The organism is Vibrio sp. 10N.222.49.C9 (assembly GCF_041474985.1).
In the GTDB taxonomy this organism is placed as follows: Bacteria; Pseudomonadota; Gammaproteobacteria; order Enterobacterales; family Vibrionaceae; genus Vibrio; species Vibrio crassostreae_C.
In genome coordinates this window covers 1-17,979 of record NZ_JBFRVD010000099.1, presented here as the reverse complement: position 1 = coordinate 17,979, position 17,979 = coordinate 1, and the positions used below count along the sequence as shown (strand labels likewise).

The window sequence follows — 17,979 nt, the reverse complement described above, 5'->3', positions numbered from 1 at the left end:
CGGTTCCAATGGCTTACTTCTGTTCACTTTGTTGGTCTTTGCGATGAACGCTAAAGTTGAACTTGGTGAGCTTGTTCGGGGTAATTCGCAACACTTTTGGGTTTTCGCTCACCACTTCCATGGAGGTGGAGAGCGAATCAGTGTCCAACTTCACGAGGAAGTTCTTACCTTTCTTATTGAGTACCCATTGGTCGGGCACGTGGTAACGACCGTACTGGTCTGTGTAAATAACGATTCCCTCAACCGTCATCAACTTAACGCCCGGAATACCATCTTCGTAAATACCTTTGTTCTCGATAACGATTTCCCACAGGTAATCCTCGCCATCGCGATACAGGTTTCTGGTTACGTTGAGGTTTTCCGCGCTCAGTCCCTTTTTCTTGTCCGATTCATGCTTAAACTGAATCTGACCTTGTGCGTCGAACTCGATACGAGAGCCCGCATCGGTTGTGACGTAGAAATCAAAGCTTTGCTGTGTGCGAGTTTTAAATTGAATCACCACTTTGCTGGTTTCTGGCAGTGTTCGGTTCACTGAATGTCCCCAAAGGTCACCAAGCTCCAAACCTTGTTCAAGTGCAGTGGTTATCGCACCATCTTGAATAGCAACGTCTTGACCATCACGAATGATGTGCGTCGAATCAGCGATGTAGCCTTGTGTTGCTAAGTTCGCAGTTAGCTCAACATCAAACGCGGTTGCATCAGCTTGGAATCCATCTTTGTTATGATCTTCAAAAACTTTACCGATGATCGATGAGGTATCGAACACCTTGTCCGGCTCAATGGTCACTTTGGCGGTGTCTTCATTAGAAACAGCCGAGCCATCAACCTTCGCTACTGCGGTGTTGATGTAATCACCAAAAGTGGCACCTACCGAGACACGCAATAAGTAACGAATACGCAGCTTCTCGCCCGGATCAAAGTTCAACGATGTGAACATTAACTTGCCCGTATCTGATGGATCTTGAGAGATAACCTGATCGTCTTCCGTACCGAACTCACCATCAATGCCGCTTAGCACAACTTCTGATGTATCCACGATGTATTTCAGACCACCTGGGTAACGGTCTTCCACAGTCACGTTCTTAAAGTAAGATTCATTGTTGTTCTCAACGATGATCTCGTACTCAACCGCATCACCCACTTGCGCGGTATCTTGCAACGCAGACTTGGTCAGCTCCAACTCTCCAGAATTATCAGGAATCTTCTTGATATGAATAGTTACACTGTCGCTGGTTTCGGTACCGTCAGATTCGGTCGCCGTAAAGGTATTGGTAATGTCGTCATCCAAGCCCTTACCTAGCGTACCCACGACCTCAAACGCGTAAGCATTTCGTTTGTTGGATTTCAGGTTAACGGTAGTGTCTAAGTCTTTATTCGACGGGAAAGAATGACGCTGAATAACCGCGCCCGAGTCGTCGACTTCCACACCTTCAATTGTCCAATCGATAAAGACTTTATTACCTGTGCTGTTTTGTAGTCCACTGATCTCATCGGTTAGACGAACATTAGCCGCGTTACCTTGACCGTTGTTGGTCACGGCTAAGTAATAAGTGACACTGTCGTCATCTTCGGTGTATTCAGGCTTATCAGAACGTTTTTCAACAACCAGATCAGCACCCACTGGCGGCAAATCCAAAGCAGATACTTGATCTGCCACTGCCTGCATCGAGGTTTCAGAGGCCAACATGCCTTTAGAACGAGCGCGCATCGCTGGGCTACCAGTTAAGTCGAGGTAGTATCCAAGCACATCGATATTAGTCAGCATGTCTTCGTTGACCGTCAATGTGAACGTGTAATCAATCTTGCCGCCCGGCGATATGTCGACCAAGGTGAACAGGTCTTTGTCGTCATCAAAGGTGCCAGGTTGAGTTTCAGCCCCTTCTGATGTTGCCGTTAGTGTCCATTCATCAAACGCATTACTAAAATTACCATCAATATGATCACCCATGGATTCAGAGAACTGGGTGTAAAGCGCGACATCTTTGGCTATACCTCGGCCTATGTTTTGCACCACTAAGTGATACTCAACCTGCTCTCCCGGCACGTAATACGGGGCATCGGTAAACAGCTCAGCTTGAACCACAGCCGCAACTGTTTGAACTGGAGGACTGATAACATCGCCGCCATCTACTTGCGCAGTATTAATGATGTGTCCGGTCGCGGTATCGACTACGGTGCCTTTTGAGCGGAACACAACTGTGCCGTGCGGTGCAATATCCACACTGTACTCAATCGGGCTAATTTGCTCCGTCGTCGTTCCTACCGTGGTTGACTCAACAACCAAAGAAGTGGTTCCAGCAACAAAAGCAGGCCCAGTGGTACCATCGTAATAGCCCACCTCTATCGTGCTCATGTCATCGACAACACTTAAATCGCTGATGTAGTTGTTAGAGGTATTTTCAATGGTAATCAAGAATTCCAGCTCACCACCCGGCTCATACTCGGTTTGTACGTTAGTTTTCGTCGCAACAAACTCAGAGTCTTTCGGTGTCATGACTACCGTTGAGTCTTGTGGTGTTCCGTTATAAGTGATGGTTGCCGTGTTACTGATATCGCCAATCGCCGTCGTACGAATCAACGCCTTAACATGGAATGTCACGGTACTTTGTGGCGCCACATCCATACTCACATCGATATCTTCACTCAAGTCGAACGTCTTGGGAGTGACAACAGAGCGATCATCCGAGGCGTCAAAGCTCACTTCCCATAGTAGGAATGCCGACTCTTGTTTATCCGCGGTCGTGTCGACTTGAATGTCACTGATGATGTCTTGAAGTTGAACACCAGATGCAAACGCATCAGAGCTGTTGGTTACGGTGATGTTGTAGTTAATCAGCTTGGTTACTTCATACGATGGCGTATCAACCGTCTTCTTGACCGAAACCGTCGCCAACACTGGTGTACTGGTAGCACTGTCATCAAATGTTGTGCCGTCAAAGGTCGCTGATGCGGTGTTAGTAATATCGCCTGTCGCCAACGGATTAGTCGTCACTTGAATCGTGAAAACAATGCTATCTTGAGGCGCAATATCGATCGTCTCATTAAGATCTTCACCACTGGTTGCATCCGGTACTGGAGTTTCACCCGTTGTCGATACCGCAGATATTTGGATTGAAGCAGGGTCAAAAGCTTGCTCAGTCGCACCACCTGCAATCGTGGTTTCAACCGACTTCAGCGCATCTTCAACAGCAACATCTTCAGCCCAACCTAAGCCGTTGTTCTTAACAGTTACGGTGTACTGAAGTGCCTCTCCCGGAAGGTACTCTGCTTTATCGACCTCTTTAGTGATCTCAACTTGCGCGTCTTCTGGAATGTAGGTCGCGTCTGCAGAGTGCTCACCGTCATCGCTATCAACTTTAACGACGTTAGTGATCTCGCCTTTGGCCTTATCATTAACAGTGTTGGTCACGACAAATGAATAACTGTCACCCGGGTGAATGCTGTAAGTCGCACTATAACCCTGTGCGTTATTAACCACATCTTTGCGAGCGTTCAGGGCTGGATCGCCACTGCCATCAAGCTGTTCGTCGCTAATGATCCAATTACCTGTCAACGCTTGCTCTTGATCTGGGCTGTTAGCCACCTCTGTCATGATGGTGTCGATACGATCGGTTAAGACTTGATCGACAAGGTAACCTTCACCCGTGTTAGCCACAGTGATCTTGTATGAGATTGGTTGACCCGGTTGGTATTTGGCATCAGGTTCTGCAATTGGCGTCGTTTCTTTGGTTAGAACCAATTGACCCGACTTCGGAGTGATAAAGCCTTCTCGTAAGCGAGCGATCTTCGAATCGTCCAAACCATGTCGCAGATAAGCCGTATTGGTAAAGCGCCCAATCGCGTCATCTCGTACCTTGCCTTGGACGTGAATACGGACAACTGTGTACTTATCGCCGCCACCCGTACCGGCATCGTCACGCCCTGCCATCTTGATCGATTCGACAGGTAAATCGATGTCTGGACTGTTTTGAGCAACTAGCTTATCTAGCTCTGAAAAATCATTAGCGTTAGGATCTGATGGCGCGGAGTTATAAAGCACATCATAATCAACCGTCCACTCCGTGAGTGCGGTTTTCATTGAGCCATCGACAATTTCAACTTCAAAGCTGCTAATGATGTCACGAATCGAGAACAAGCCAGTGTCCACATCGTCATTGGTGATGTCGATGTAGTAATTCACTGTTCCACCCGGCACGTACTCAGGCGTATCCGTCCATTTATCAATCAGGATATTCGAGCGGCCCGGATCAAGTACGATGTCGTTGGTGTTATCACCGTTCACTTGCGCCGTGTTGGTAATAGTGCCTGTCGCTGAAGTCGACACGGTGCCTTTCACGTCAAACACAATACGCTCACCAGGACGAAGATCGACAGTTGCATTCAATGGGACGCTACCGTTGTAGTTACCTTGCACGTCGTAAGTGCCAACAGGTTCAACCGCAATAGCCGTTGTCCAGCTAGAGAACGCATCATCGCCATCTTCAGTTTTGATGGTATGAATCGCATCGATAACACTCACGTCATTTGCGATACTATCGCCTGTGTTATCTAACGTAACTTGATACTCAACATCACCACGTGGTGCGTAAGTACAACCGCTGCCATCGTTTGAAGGAACAGAACACCCTGCCGATTCACCATCGGTATACACCAAGGTTTTGAAGTAATCGAGCTCAGCATCTTTAGGTGGTATCACTTGCGACGTCGCAGAGCCACTTCCTGCGGTCACTTGGTTCGCATCAATCGTGCCCAAAGCGTCGTCACGAACGACACCGGTTAAGTTAAAGGTCAGCCCTTCTCCCGCGGCAATATCGGTTTCAATGTCAAGGTTGCCACTGGTGTTGTAGCTTGGTACATAAGTATCAATATTGGCATCAATACCATTGCTGACTTCATGGGTCATATCGCCAGAAACAAAAGCGGATTCCGTTTTACCGCCAATCACTTCGACTTGAATGTCTGTGATTGTGTCTTTGATCTGAATATCATTCGCCCAACCGTTTTCCGGGTTTGTGACTACAAATTCATACTCAACTTCGTCACCCGGAAGATAGGTATCACCATCATTGAACGGGTTACCATTGATCGACACAACACGTTTTTCAACACTGGTATTATTTTCAAGCGGCATTAAATTCGCTGTTCGAGCACTACCGTCATACGTCGCTTTATTTTGAATGTCACCCAATGCATCTTCACGAATTTGAGCATGAATAGTGAACGTTAGGCTTTCTTGAGGCGCGATAACAATGTCGTTATCAATATTGATGTTATTGCCCGGAACAAAGTCAATCGCGTCGGTAATAGAGCCTGTCGCAGCCGTTTTATCTAGGCTAACTTCCCAGCCAGCCAAGAACGGTTGTCCAACAGGGTCACCACCTGCGGTGGTGCTGTCTTCTGCAATACGAGTTTGAATTTCCGAAATCGCATCTTCTAGGCGAGAACCATATTCTATACCATCACCCGCATTCTTAATCTCAACGCGGTAATAAACCTCACTCTCACCAGAAGCTTGAGAATATTCAGTTTTTTGCGAAGAGAAGCCTGCATCATAAAACGCTTTTTTAGAGAACGTGACTTCAGGATCTGCCATCGTTGATGGTGGCGATACCGCGATCAACTCATTGCCATTGTCTTCGTCGATGAAAGCTTTGTTGGTAAAAGAACCAACCGCTTTCGGACTGATCTTGGCTTTTATGACATAGCGGACAAACGCTGACGATGCAGCTCGGCCAAAGTTGTCTGCCGAGATATCGAAGTGAGTATCAATCGGCTTATTGTCTTGGATTGAGTTATCAACATCTGGGTTGGAAATACCTGAGCTATCAGTGAATGTTTCAATCGTCCAGCTATCAAATGCAGGGCCACGAGTTCCATCAAAGTATTGAGTGTTAATTTGGTCGATGTCATCACGCAAGCTCATATCATCAACGTGGGCGCTCGCAATGTTCTCAATTAAAATTTCATACTCAACATAACCACCTGGCATGTAGTTAGTTGCGCCAACCAGTTCGTTTTCATCCGTGTCGTAATACGCCAGAATGTTCTTTTCAAAATCAACTTTTCGAGCTTCTTGACGAATATCATGAGATATCGTGTCGCCATCGACGGTTAGAACGTTGACAACATCGCCATTGGCTTTGTCATTGATGGTCGCGACGACTTGGTACTCAAGCTTAGCGCCCATCGGGATATCGGCTTCAACATCTAGGTTACTCTTGGTTGATGTGTATACATTGCCAGCACCTGCGCCCGCATCCACATACTCAGAATCGGTTCCAGTTGCGATCGATGTGATGGTCCAATCTGAATACGCTGGTCCTGTCTTACCGTCCACTAAGCTGACCGTAACATCTTCGAGGTTATCGACGATTGGAATATCGTGAGCGTTACCTTTGCCGTCATTCTCAATCACTAAGTGATAGGTCACGGTTTGAGCTGGCTCGTACACCGCTTCATCAGTCGTTTTATCAAAATCTAAATGGTAGTCATCGGGAATCACGACGGTATCTCGATAATGAATATCACCGACCGCATCCGGTCTTACGGTACCTGTTACTGTGTAAGTCACGTCTTCGCCAGCATCGATATCAATCGAGGTTACGATGTCAGTGTCGTTCGCAACATCACCGTCTTTGGTACCATCGGTTGTCCCCGCGTTTGCAGGATCGCTCTTAGCAACTGCCACCGTAAACTTGTTTGAACCTAACGAATCATCGAAAAATGGATTGCCTGAATTGCCATCTTGTAGCTCCACTGATATGCCATTAATCAGTTCGTTAACGTCAACGTTATTTCGATAACCGTGCCCGTCTTGAGAGTTGTACTTGATGGTATAAGTCAACTGATCGCCCGGAGAGTAGCGGTTAATGTTAGTTGTGCGAACAACGCCGCCACTGTTATGTACCTGATGGTTTTCAGCCACGGCACGTTTCGCATACTCACAATCGTCAGTACAACCGGCATTATCGTCATGAATCAGCACTGCTTCGTTGCGGATTATGCCGCCGTCTCTGTCAGCGACACCGTTAGATACCGCATTGTCTTTGACATGCGCCTTAATACGCACCGTGACAAAGTCTTTGGCCGGAATTGAAACTGGGAACTCCACATCTTCAGTCGTTTGAGGGCCGAAACCAGAACCAGTATCCACAGACCAATAGTCAAACGGGTTTTGGTCAAGAACATCTTCTACTTCACCATCTTTATCATTCGCTAGCGTAGTGGTGATCTCACTCAGGCGATCCATGAAGATAAGATCGGTCTCATCAGTGTCGCTATTATTGCCAATAACGATGGTGTAGGTGAGATCTTCACCCGGCGTGTAACGGACAACATCAGTCGTTTTGGCTAGTGAGACATTGATGTCATAGGTACTGTGTGAGTTATCTATTTGAGCGGAAGAGCTGTGGTCACGGTCTGTAATAGGATCGTAAACATCAACACGGTTCGATACTTGTTCTTCTTCATAGTCAGACTTAACAATGCCGCTCACCTCATAGTGAACCCACCCTCCGGGAGTGATATCAACGTCGGTATCGATGTCAGTGTCGTTAGCAATGTCACCGTAACGAGAACCCGGTTTATCTGTGTTGGTCGAACCTACAATTGTCCAACTATTAAAGAAGTTAAGCGCTGAAATACTATCTTGTACCGTTGCGTCATTTGCATAGCCAACACCGCGGTTATAGATATAAATATCGAACGTAGCGCGCTCACCTACAACAAAGTCGGTATTTTGAGCGGTCTTAGCGACTACAAGATTCGGCTCGCTAGGATAGGTACGTACCGTATCCGATAGATTAGTATCTGGTCCCGTCACTGTTGCGGTATTGGTGAATGCTCCCCAAAGAATCTCACTGTCGACACTGCGATCGAGTGTCCCAACAATGGTATAAGTAATCGTCGCACCTGGCGGGATCTGAGCGGTGGCATCCAGATCATTGTTATCCGAGAACGATCCAGGGTCAGTCACGGCTTTCACCCACGGGGAGTCTGCCTCTCTTTCTGCACTGATCGTCCACGAAGAGAACACGGGCTTGGTTTCACCCGGCTCGTGAAGTAACTCTGCTTCTATGGTACTGATTTCATCTTTAACATTGATGTTAGAGGCGAAACCGTTCCCTGCTGGGTTGGTAATGCTGATCGTATAAGTGACAGTATTGGTGGTGTCGGTATACGCGTTTTGTTCGTCATGACCATCAACACGCTTATCCAATACTAAGTAGTAATCTCGTGGGTATGAGCCTCTATCGGAATAAAGTACGCTGTCAACCGTCACTTCATTACGGATTTCATCATCGGCAATGGGGTTTACGGTCGCGGCAATGCTATAAACGATCTTATCGTGTGGAGCTAGCTTTGCCTTCACATCTAAGATCTTTTGATTCTTCTGATTACCTTCTATGTCATCAGTAAAGCCGGGATCACTGTTTGTCGAAATTGAGCCGTCAGAGGCATAAGATTTCGCAGTAATAATCCAGCTCAAATACGCTTTAGTCGGTGTATCGTTAATAGACTGAGTCATGACAGAGACTAAATCATCATAAACCGGTATATCAATCGCATAGCCGTCACCGTTATTCTCTACCGTGATGTCGTAGTTCAGGGTACCGCCAGCTGAGTAGTAACGAGAATCCACTTCCTTTTGGACCTTTAATTTCGAGTTTGGCATTTGGACGCCAGAACCCGACTCGCCTAAGTTATCCCCTAAGCACAAGCCGGCATCGGTACCATCATCAACAATCTGCCCCACACTGGTATCTGCCACTTTTGCGGTCAGCTTATAATGAACGAAGCCCTCAGGTGCGAGGTCGACTTTCAAATTGATGTCGTTTGTTGTCCAAGTATTGTAATTAAATGAACCATAATTCGATCCTTCACCACTTCTATCAGCGACTTCAAGCTTCCACTCGGAAAATGCTGAAGCATTAGAGCCATCCGCTTGCTCTGTCACGATACAAGCAAATTTATCGACAACTTCGATATCGTTGGCGAAGAACTCTGTGTCCTTGTTAGAAATAACAATGTCATAGACCACTTCGTTATCACCGACTATCCCCGGAACATAAGTCGTATCTGTGGTGTTCTTATTACGTGTAATTTGACTTGATGACGTCGTCAGAACGTCTTTCGAATCGAGAATATTGGCCAAAGCATCGCCAGAATCTGCGTGGCCATCAGCATCAACCACTCGGGCTGCAACTTGGGGAGTTTGACCAATAGACACAGGGCTAACGTCCACCACAACGGAATAAACAATCTGCTCACCGGGATAGATAGACACTTTGTCTTCTAGTGACTTGTTGGACTCCTTTCCAGATGCATTGAGTTCAGAAAGGCTATTAGAACCGATCGAGGTCACTTCATTGGTCCAAAAATCGTAAGGGTTACCAACCGTGTCAGTTGCGTTCTTTTCGTTGCTGACATCGTTGCCTAGATCGGTTTCAAGATCCGCAAGAAACTGCTGAACCGAATAATGGTACGCGATACCAGTGTTTGCTTGGTTAGCAACCGTGACCGTATAGGAAAACTCATCGTCGACTAGGTAGTTATCCGATTGGTTCAAGGTATGTGTCAGGGTGATACTAGGCTCAGTGGGCGGAGTGATAACCTCATCAACTGTGACCAAATCATCGCGTGTTTCAGCGGTTATGCCGTCATTAACGATGTCGCCGACTAAATTGTCGGCAACGGTCGCTTGAATTTCGTAAGTCACAGATCCGCCTATATCAATCGACGCAGCACTTACTGATAAGTCCCCTGATTCGGCGAAGGTGCCTGGATCGCTTTTGCTGCCTTCAACCTTGCTAACTGAATTAACGTTGTCAGTAAAGGCTTGTTGCAAAGCTCCTTCAATATTGAGTGCCTTTATGTCTGAAATGACATCTTGAACGTCGAGCGCCTGAATAAACGTATCGCCAGTATTCGAAACCTTAATCTTATAGGTGAGTTTGTTATTGAGTTGATAGTTCGCTTTATCGACCGAAACAACAACATCATGTTGATACACACCACGCTGAATGGATTCTGTATTTGATTCAACAGCATCCAATAGTCCAGTGCTCGCACTTGCGAAGTTATCAATCGTACCGGCTGCGTTAGCAGAAACGGTGGCGACCATGGTGTAGGTCACTGACCCACCAGCCGCAATACGCACACCTGATGCATCTAAGTTTCCGAAGCGACTGTAATCACCTGGAGATGACAGGAAGGAGGATTGCGCTTGAGTCGAGACTTGCGAGAACGCGCTGACATTATTCCCTTGGTCATCTGTCGTTAAGATATTTAACAGCTCATCCTTAACGTCCAACTCAGCAATAGCTTTATCCGACTCATTCGTTAAAACAAGCGTATAAGCCACCTCTTGGTCGTTGTCGTAAGACACGCTGTCAATAGACAGATCCATAACAAGACCCGTTGTGTCCGCATAGGAGGCAAATGGAATCAATAAAATAGATAAGAAAAAGGCAAGATTGTATCTGAACATTAACGCGCACTTCACAGTAGATTGACAAGTGTCTAGGCAAAAAGCCATAGATTTGACGTCACTAATTTGGCACTCAGCCTGTTAGGGACATGCGCAACATACAGTTCAAATAATCCGAACAATTAACATCCGTAAAAAACAAATTACTGAAGATGTTAAATAGAGAGTCTGATATCTAAATTAGAATCAAGACATTGAGTTAATTATCAGAAGGTTAATGTTTTAATGAGTGAGTTTTCACAGTTGTTACGTAACTTCAGAAAGGAACTTCAATTTACACAAACAGAGTTTGCAACCTACTTAAATCAGCTGGACGATGAGTTTAATGCGGTTGACGTCGTAACGATAAATCGTTGGGAAAACAGTAAGGTAAAGCCTAGTACATACAAAACACTCAAGATCTTACAGTACCTTGGCGGAGATTTGTTTGAGACAATAAAGAGCTTTAAGTCCGAACAAAAAGACACGTTAATCGAACTGTTTTTAAACGAATCCTATGGCTCATTTCAAAGTAGAATTTCAGCTCTATCAGGCCTGAATCAACAACAAGGCAAACGCAACTTTAAGTCACTGCCTTTAATGTCAGAGCCGTGTGACACTGGCGTTATCGACAGAATCAAACTACTTTCTAAATTCACAAAAGTCGATATTTCGCCACTGGACCAAATTGATTTATATCTCTACTACTGTGAGAAAAAAGCACATGGTCACAAGCTGATCAATGTTGATGGCGACATTGTGAGTCACAACGTAGGCTTTTTCTTTGAAGACCATCAATTTGAAACATTAAAAACTCAAGAGCTAGATCTAAGAATGGCCTGCTCTTTAAATTCAAGCAAAAGCATAAATTATTTTAATATAAGCTCACACTCAGAGACAAAAGATCATGTTATTGAGCATATAGTTTCAGATATACAGTTACTTTCTCAGAACAAAAACATTAAAAAATATTCTGTTTTAGTAAAAGACCCCAATATGATGAGACTCTTGAAGAGTGTGGGGTTTGAAGTATTTAAATTTTCAGAACCTTCTGCTAAAAAATGTAATATTACATTCAAAAATAAATATTATAGCTACTGTATATTAACGATTGATAAAATAGACTATCTGACTAATCGGAACGTAATGTCACTAATCAAAGATGAATATTCTACCATGATGAAATTTCCGCAATTACTGCGCGAAGCGCGCAAGAAATTGAAGTTAACGCAAAAGGATTTTGCGGCATACATTAATCACTTAGATGATGAATTCAGCTCTGTAGATGTCGTAACGATAAATCGATGGGAAAATAGCAAAGTAAAGCCAAGTAATTACAAAGCCCTAAAGCTATTGGACTGCCTTGGTCTGGACTTGTATACAACGTTGAAATCCTTTGATTCAGAAGATAACGAAGACAGTGCATTACTTGAAGACTTCCTTCGTGAGAGGTTCTTTTCGTTTCAAAGCCGAATATCGTCTATCACTAAAGGGGAAATAGTAGAAGGCTGCGACTGTCAGATCATGCCACTAATGACAGATCAGAATGACAAAGCAGTAATAGATAGAATAAAGCTGATTTCACAATATACAAAGATGGATCCTTCAGCCCTTGATACCATAGATCTGTTTCTCTATTGCAGTGAAAAAAAGGCGCATGGCAGAAAAATGGTCGATGTTAATGGCGATATTGTTAGTCATAGCCTAGGTTTTTTCTTCAACGAAGAGGTGTTCGAGCAATACCAAAATAAGCATCTACATATTAAGCAAGCTTGCTCTTTAGATTCTAACCAGAACTTAAATTACATTGTGGTTAGCGGTCACTCTGAGAAGCGCGAACAATCTATTGCGAACCTAATTTCCGATATGAAGCTTCTTGCAAGAAATACTAAGATTAAAAAGTATTCCATGATCATCAAGAACCCAAGTGCATTGGATCTAATGAAAAAACTCGGATTTGAAATCTATAAATTCTCAGAGCCAACAGAAGAAGCCTCTAACATTACGTTTAAAAACAAATCATACACATACTGTATTCTAACAATCGATAAAATAGAGCTACTTAGCAATAAGCATGTTATTGCATTTATTAATAAGTATGGTTAATTTTCAACACGCGTAAACTATAAGAAAGCCACTGTATCAACGGTGGCTTTTTCATATTCTCATTAATTTGATTCGAGGTTCTAAAAATAATATCGACAACCTACTAGATATTACCTTCGGATAATCACGGCAATTGCGACTGAATATCTGCGAGTACCTGATCCAGCCCTTCCCCTAGAGCTTCGACAAGCGATTCATACCCCGACTCTTTCAACGGCACCTTAGAATCGAAATCAGCACGTGCAAGCTCTTGATCTTGCTCGCTCAATATCCAAGTTCCTTTTACTTCAGCATTGCCAGTGTAAGAACCATTGAACTGCTCGAAAGTAATGAGCAGCTCTTTATCCGATTCTCCTGATGCATCGGAAGAGTCAATACGCTCTTCAAGCAGCCCTTCAAGGTTCTCGGCCCAAACATGTTTACGCGCAGAAACCAGTTCATTTTCAGACTTGCGATACGCAATGCCGATGGTGTCGAGATAATCAGGTAAGTCGACTCGAGTTTTTACCTTGAATATGGGTTTATCCAGCATACTTTCAGGTAGAAGGTATGCATGAGTGACGTCAGTGGGAGAAGAGCACCCTAAAAGCCCGATCGATACAAACAGTGATATAAATAGTTTTTTCATTATTCCCCCCCCTTAACTGGAATCGGATCTTCTTCCACATCGCTACCAAACACCAGTGCATTAGGCTTGTCGTTTAATACTTTAATCAACGGGCGAAGTTCTTTAAGTACATGCTCCAACTCTTCAGCTGCACTAATGAGCTGTTTATAAGCATCCGAATCATCATCATAGCTATCTAACGTCGCTTCAAGCTGCTTCATGGTTTCACTGATATCTTGTGGCAAGGCTTTAGCGCCCTCGCTATCAAGCAGTTCATCCATACTCTTCAAGGTGCTATCTAGCGAAGCCAGCGAACCATTTAGATTAGCGATAGTGGCATCCCATGGAAGCTCATTGATCTTATCAAGGAAGTCGGTGATCTGTTTTTGAATTTCCGTTAAGCCACCAGCGACAACAGGGAACACTGGATAACCATCAAACTCTCTCGGTTCATAAGGCTCTTCGTCTTCATAAAAGTTAATATCGACAAACAGTGCCCCGGTGAGAAGGTTACCTGTTTTTAAGGTCGCTCTTAGCCCCTCTCCCATCTGCAATTTGACCCGTTCAGCAAAGGTTTTTGCATTCACTTGCCTGAAGACTTCAGAAACTCGCTCAATTTCGAGTTTAATAAGGATAGGAATACGGTTCGAAACTTTGCCATCTTTGTCCATACGTATCTGCAACGGCACCGTATCGACCGTACCTATTCGCACACCACGATATTCCACAGGTGCGCCTTTTCTCAAGCCACGAACCGACTCTTCAAACAACAACACATAATCAAGCGAGGTCGTGTATTTGCCCTGCAATACGGCGTCGTAATTGTCATACAGCGTGTACTCTTTTAGGTTCTCTTTGATTTGGGCGCCCGGTTTAATGCTCTCGGCCACATCGAAACTTACGCCGCCAGTCAGAATACTCTCAATCGAGGCAAAGTTGACATCTAAGCCATTAGCTCCAAATCTGACATCAATGCCAGAAGAGAGCCAAAACTGTGTTTTTTCGAAAATTCACCCATCATAGGGAGCAAAGATGAACAGCTGATATTTACCCTCTTTCTTTTGATAGTCGAAGCTGGTTTTCTCAACTCGCCCTACCACGAAACCATGGTGCAACACCGGTTCACCAACTGAGAGTTGATTCGCTTTATTGTGGGAAACAACAACCCTGATACCCTTGGTGTCTGGTCCCGCTACTGGAGGTGTATCCAACACATCAAACCTCAATTGGGCTTCACTCGATTTACCCGGTTTGAGCTCAATGTAAGAGCCCGACAAAATAGTCTCAAGACCGCTAATGCCGTCAGTACCAACATGTGGTTCCACTACCCAAAACTAGGTTTCAGCATTGATCATACGTGAAGCTTTCTTGTCTATTTGAGCTTTTGCAATGATGTATTCATAGTCTTCACTCAGAGCGACATCGGTAATCGTACCTACATGCACATTCTTAGATTTTATCGCCGTTTTTCCCGCTTCAATACCAGACGCATCCGGTAAGATCAGAGTGATCTCTGGCCCGCGATTATTGAAGTATTGAAACAGCATCCAACACCCCACCAAAACCGCAATGATTGGAACAATCCAAACGGGCGACAACTCACTTTTTTTTGATACCTTCGCATCCGAAGTACTTTGCTTTTCCATGTGTTTCACACCTCTTTGAGGAGATTACTTCCATATAATTCGAGAATCGAAAATCATCGCTGACAACATCGTAAATATCACGACAGCTGCAAACGACAGCGCCGCAGGCCCCGGGTAAATCGCCATAACGCCATCCAATTGAACCAATGCCACCAATATTGCGACGACGAAAATGTCTATCATCGACCAACGTCCAATGAACTCAGTCACGCGATAAACTTTAAGATAACGATTTGCCTTTTGCTCGGTCAGCCCATGCACCCTTTTAGCGTTCCAATACAGATATGCCAAGGCGACCATCTTCGCCATAGGGATAAACACGCTCGCGATAAGAATGATGAGTGCCACAGGGTATGAACCCATATTCCAAAGCAAGATCACCCCTTCCATGATGGTGGAACCTTCACTGGTTCCGAACGCAGACGTATACATCATTGGATATAGGTTTGCTGGAATATAGAAAACGACAGAGGTGAACAACAGCGCCCACGCGATTTGTAAGTTTTTGACTGGCTCAAAGTGATGTAAGTGAGTGTGGCAACGGGTACAACGGTGGAGGCTGTCGCTGTAATGGTGGACTTGCCCACAGATATGACAAGCAAGATGCTGCTTATTTTGAAATATGCTCCCGCTCATTGGTTCTTGCGGGGCTTTGGTTGGTACCAAGCGATCCCATAACCAATCAAAATCGACTAAAGAGATGGTCTTAACCACCAGCATGGCATAGATACAAAACGCCCAGAATGATATCCCCATCGATACATCGGCTAATGCTGCGATCTTGATTAAGCTGACCAATACGCCGATCAAAAACACATCGACCATCAACCAAGGCTTTGCCCAACTTAATGACTTCAACGCCAAAAAGGTGAATCGGTTATCCGCATAATGAATGTGCTTCTTTCTGTCTACGAGCAGATTAAACCAGAGAGAAAGCACCAAAAAATAGGCAGGCAAAAGAATCACGGCCAGAAAAAGTAATATAGCAATCAGTCTGTTATCCATTCGATTCATCATATCAACAGCTTGGTATAGCGTTATTTGCTGGCTAATACCTTGAACACTAAATGACATGTACGGGAAAGTAAGGCTCATGATTAACGTAATCAGGCTCGCCAACGCATAAGCGATTACGCCTTGCTGTTTATGATGCCCTACACTCGATAAAGTATGAGCACACCTTGGGCAAGACGCTTCGCTACCTGCAGACAACTCTTCAAACTGACTAACCAGCCCGCATTCGTGGCACGACTTGGTAAAGCGCTCTGGCAATGACGTCCCCTTTTAGTCTTTATAAGCAACTAGACACTCTAGGTAAATATAAGTAAGGGTTGGATTTTTTGCCAATATGCACCGAATTAAACGCGCACGATATACTAGAAATGAGAGATAGAAAGTAAAAGGGGATGACCCACCGGCCATCCCCTTTTCAATCATTGAACGAATACAAACCGCAACGAGTTAACTCGCTGCCGTAGCTACGCACTATTTATAGCGTGATCAGTTGTGATTGTTGTCTAACTGATAGAAAGTCACTTGCGCATAATCGCTGTCGTCACTTGAGTTATCTTGCAAGTAGATACCCGCTTTAAAGTACATGTAGTTATCCGCATCGTCATAACCGCTGTTACTCATATCCACTTCTTTTGCCGCTAGCTCTGAGCCATTTTGACTAATGGTAGTAATCAACTTATCACCTTCAACAACAATGGAATACGAGAAGGTTTCATCGAGTGCAATACCGTCACTTGGGTTGCTAGTGCTGTTTAAGTCACCGTCAGACGTCACCATGTTACCTAATAGATTATGCCAAGTTTCATCGCCACCGCTCGATTTCGATGTTTCATGAGCAAAGTAGATTGCGCCTTTGTCGTTGCCTGGCAGTTTATGGTAGTACAGGCGAATAGGTTCGTTTTTCTCAGCGTGGATCTGGCCAATCACGATTCGACCCACTTGTTCAGTGTTCGAAGTAGTTGTTGTCACGTGGTTGATGGCTAACGTCGCATTTAACGTCCCGTCGATACCACCAAAGTCGGACTGGTCACTCGATGGAATAGACGAAAACGCCCAGTTATTGCCTTTACCCGAAGTGGAGTAAGAGGTATCACCGCGGCGAAGCATTTCTCTTAATTCAGTACGAACATATTTTGTTCCGCTAGATGTAGTCACGCCTTCGACTGGCGTGTAAAACACTAAGCCACCATCACTACCGGTATAGAAGAACTCGTCTTCATAACCCGCATCTAGCGTGTTCTCTTTGATAGAAGTCGCGTAGCCGTCACCTTCATCAACGGGAATACTCACATACCAGTCCAGTAAGTCGAAGTTACCTGACGGCGGTAGGTTTGGATCGAGTCCATAGTCAGGGCTATCATTGCCACTGATTTCGACTTCAGTAATATTCGTCCAAACACTTTCAGCACTGTTTTCAAAGACTTTGATACGAATCCAACGAGCCTGAACATCCGTCACATCGTAGGTTTCAAAACCAGATGTGCTGCCACTACTATATCCATAATAAACCTTGTCCCAGCTGCTTGAACTTTCATCAGCGAGCGCTCTGATCTCGAACTTATAAGTTTGCTCTTCGCCTTTACCCCAAGCTATCGCGACGTCTTGAACATTTTGTACCGAGCCTAGGTCGAGCACTAAATTGACGGGCGCATTCTGAGCAGCCCAACGTGATGACCAATCAGTGCTTCCATCAATCGTATTCGATGCTGGGTAAGAGTTGTGCGCTCCGCCCCAGTCTGATGCGGATTGAATGTTCAGTGTTTCAGCCGATACGCCATAAGTAGCCATGGCTAAAAGAACCGCGCACGACAATTGTTTGTAAGGTTTAAATTGGTGAGTTCGAGGTTTGCAAGAGGTAAGTTTGCAAGATTTAAAAGTCATACAAGTCTCCATGATATGTTTCACGTATATTATTTATTCCATATTTTGTAGGGTGTTACCGAAGTAACGAGAACCACTATAGGACAATATTTGTACGACAAGTTGAACAAACATCACGAAAATGAATTATTATATTACAAATGAATAACTATGTGACATGAGCCATTCTTATACCAAACACATCATCTAATAAGACAGCATTATAACGAGAGGCTTTAAACCAAATTACACTTGAGCTTGGCGTTGTTGCCTAAATT

8 protein-coding genes are annotated in these 17,979 nt (G+C 44.6%); 1 reads left to right on the top strand and 7 read right to left on the bottom strand.

All coding sequences use genetic code 11. From position 1 onward, the window contains the following. Window positions 1-13: 13 nt before the first annotated feature. Window positions 14-10,408 (bottom strand): hypothetical protein, encoded by a 10,395-nt coding sequence (locus AB4585_RS21975; RefSeq protein ID WP_372170943.1) that lies wholly within the window; start codon window positions 10,406-10,408, stop codon window positions 14-16. A gap of 306 nt (window positions 10,409-10,714) precedes the next feature. On the opposite strand from AB4585_RS21975, the gene AB4585_RS21970 reads away from it, so the two are divergent. Next, complete coding sequence (locus AB4585_RS21970; protein WP_372170927.1) at window positions 10,715-12,574, top strand: helix-turn-helix domain-containing protein; 1,860 nt, start codon at window positions 10,715-10,717, stop codon at window positions 12,572-12,574. Window positions 12,575-12,698: 124 nt separating this feature from the next. Here AB4585_RS21970 and AB4585_RS21965 read toward each other — a convergent pair whose 3' ends face one another. From AB4585_RS21965 to AB4585_RS21940, 6 genes are all read right to left on the bottom strand, one after another. Continuing rightward, window positions 12,699-13,202 (bottom strand): membrane integrity-associated transporter subunit PqiC, encoded by a 504-nt coding sequence (locus AB4585_RS21965; protein WP_372155581.1) that lies wholly within the window; start codon window positions 13,200-13,202, stop codon window positions 12,699-12,701. Further along, window positions 13,202-14,071, bottom strand: coding sequence for an MlaD family protein (locus AB4585_RS21960; RefSeq protein WP_241910580.1), 870 nt, complete (start codon window positions 14,069-14,071; stop codon window positions 13,202-13,204). Before AB4585_RS21960 ends, AB4585_RS21965 begins: the two co-directional genes overlap by 1 nt. 120 nt (window positions 14,072-14,191) lie before the next feature. Continuing rightward, a complete protein-coding gene (locus tag AB4585_RS21955; protein ID WP_241910581.1) occupies window positions 14,192-14,506 on the bottom strand; it encodes an MlaD family protein in 315 nt (104 codons plus the stop codon). 9 nt (window positions 14,507-14,515) lie between these two features. Further along, a complete protein-coding gene (locus AB4585_RS21950) occupies window positions 14,516-14,827 on the bottom strand; it encodes an MlaD family protein (protein ID WP_241910582.1) in 312 nt (103 codons plus the stop codon). Between the two features lie 24 nt (window positions 14,828-14,851). Then, window positions 14,852-16,099, bottom strand: a complete 1,248-nt coding sequence (locus tag AB4585_RS21945; protein WP_372155580.1) for a PqiA/YebS family transporter subunit — start codon at window positions 16,097-16,099, stop codon at window positions 14,852-14,854. Window positions 16,100-16,327: 228 nt separating this feature from the next. Further along, window positions 16,328-17,629, bottom strand: a complete 1,302-nt coding sequence (locus tag AB4585_RS21940) for a polysaccharide lyase family 7 protein (RefSeq protein ID WP_372170924.1) — start codon at window positions 17,627-17,629, stop codon at window positions 16,328-16,330. Between the last annotated feature and the right edge of the window lie 350 nt (window positions 17,630-17,979).

Coding starts and splice junctions, on each gene's coding strand:
- AB4585_RS21975 (WP_372170943.1), bottom strand. CDS start 10,408: ATGGATCTGTCTATTGACAGCGTGTCTTACGACAACGACCAAGAGGTG.
- AB4585_RS21970 (WP_372170927.1), top strand. CDS start 10,715: ATGAGTGAGTTTTCACAGTTGTTACGTAACTTCAGAAAGGAACTTCAA.
- AB4585_RS21965 (WP_372155581.1), bottom strand. CDS start 13,202: ATGAAAAAACTATTTATATCACTGTTTGTATCGATCGGGCTTTTAGGG.
- AB4585_RS21950 (WP_241910582.1), bottom strand. CDS start 14,827: ATGGAAAAGCAAAGTACTTCGGATGCGAAGGTATCAAAAAAAAGTGAG.
- AB4585_RS21940 (WP_372170924.1), bottom strand. CDS start 17,629: ATGGCTACTTATGGCGTATCGGCTGAAACACTGAACATTCAATCCGCA.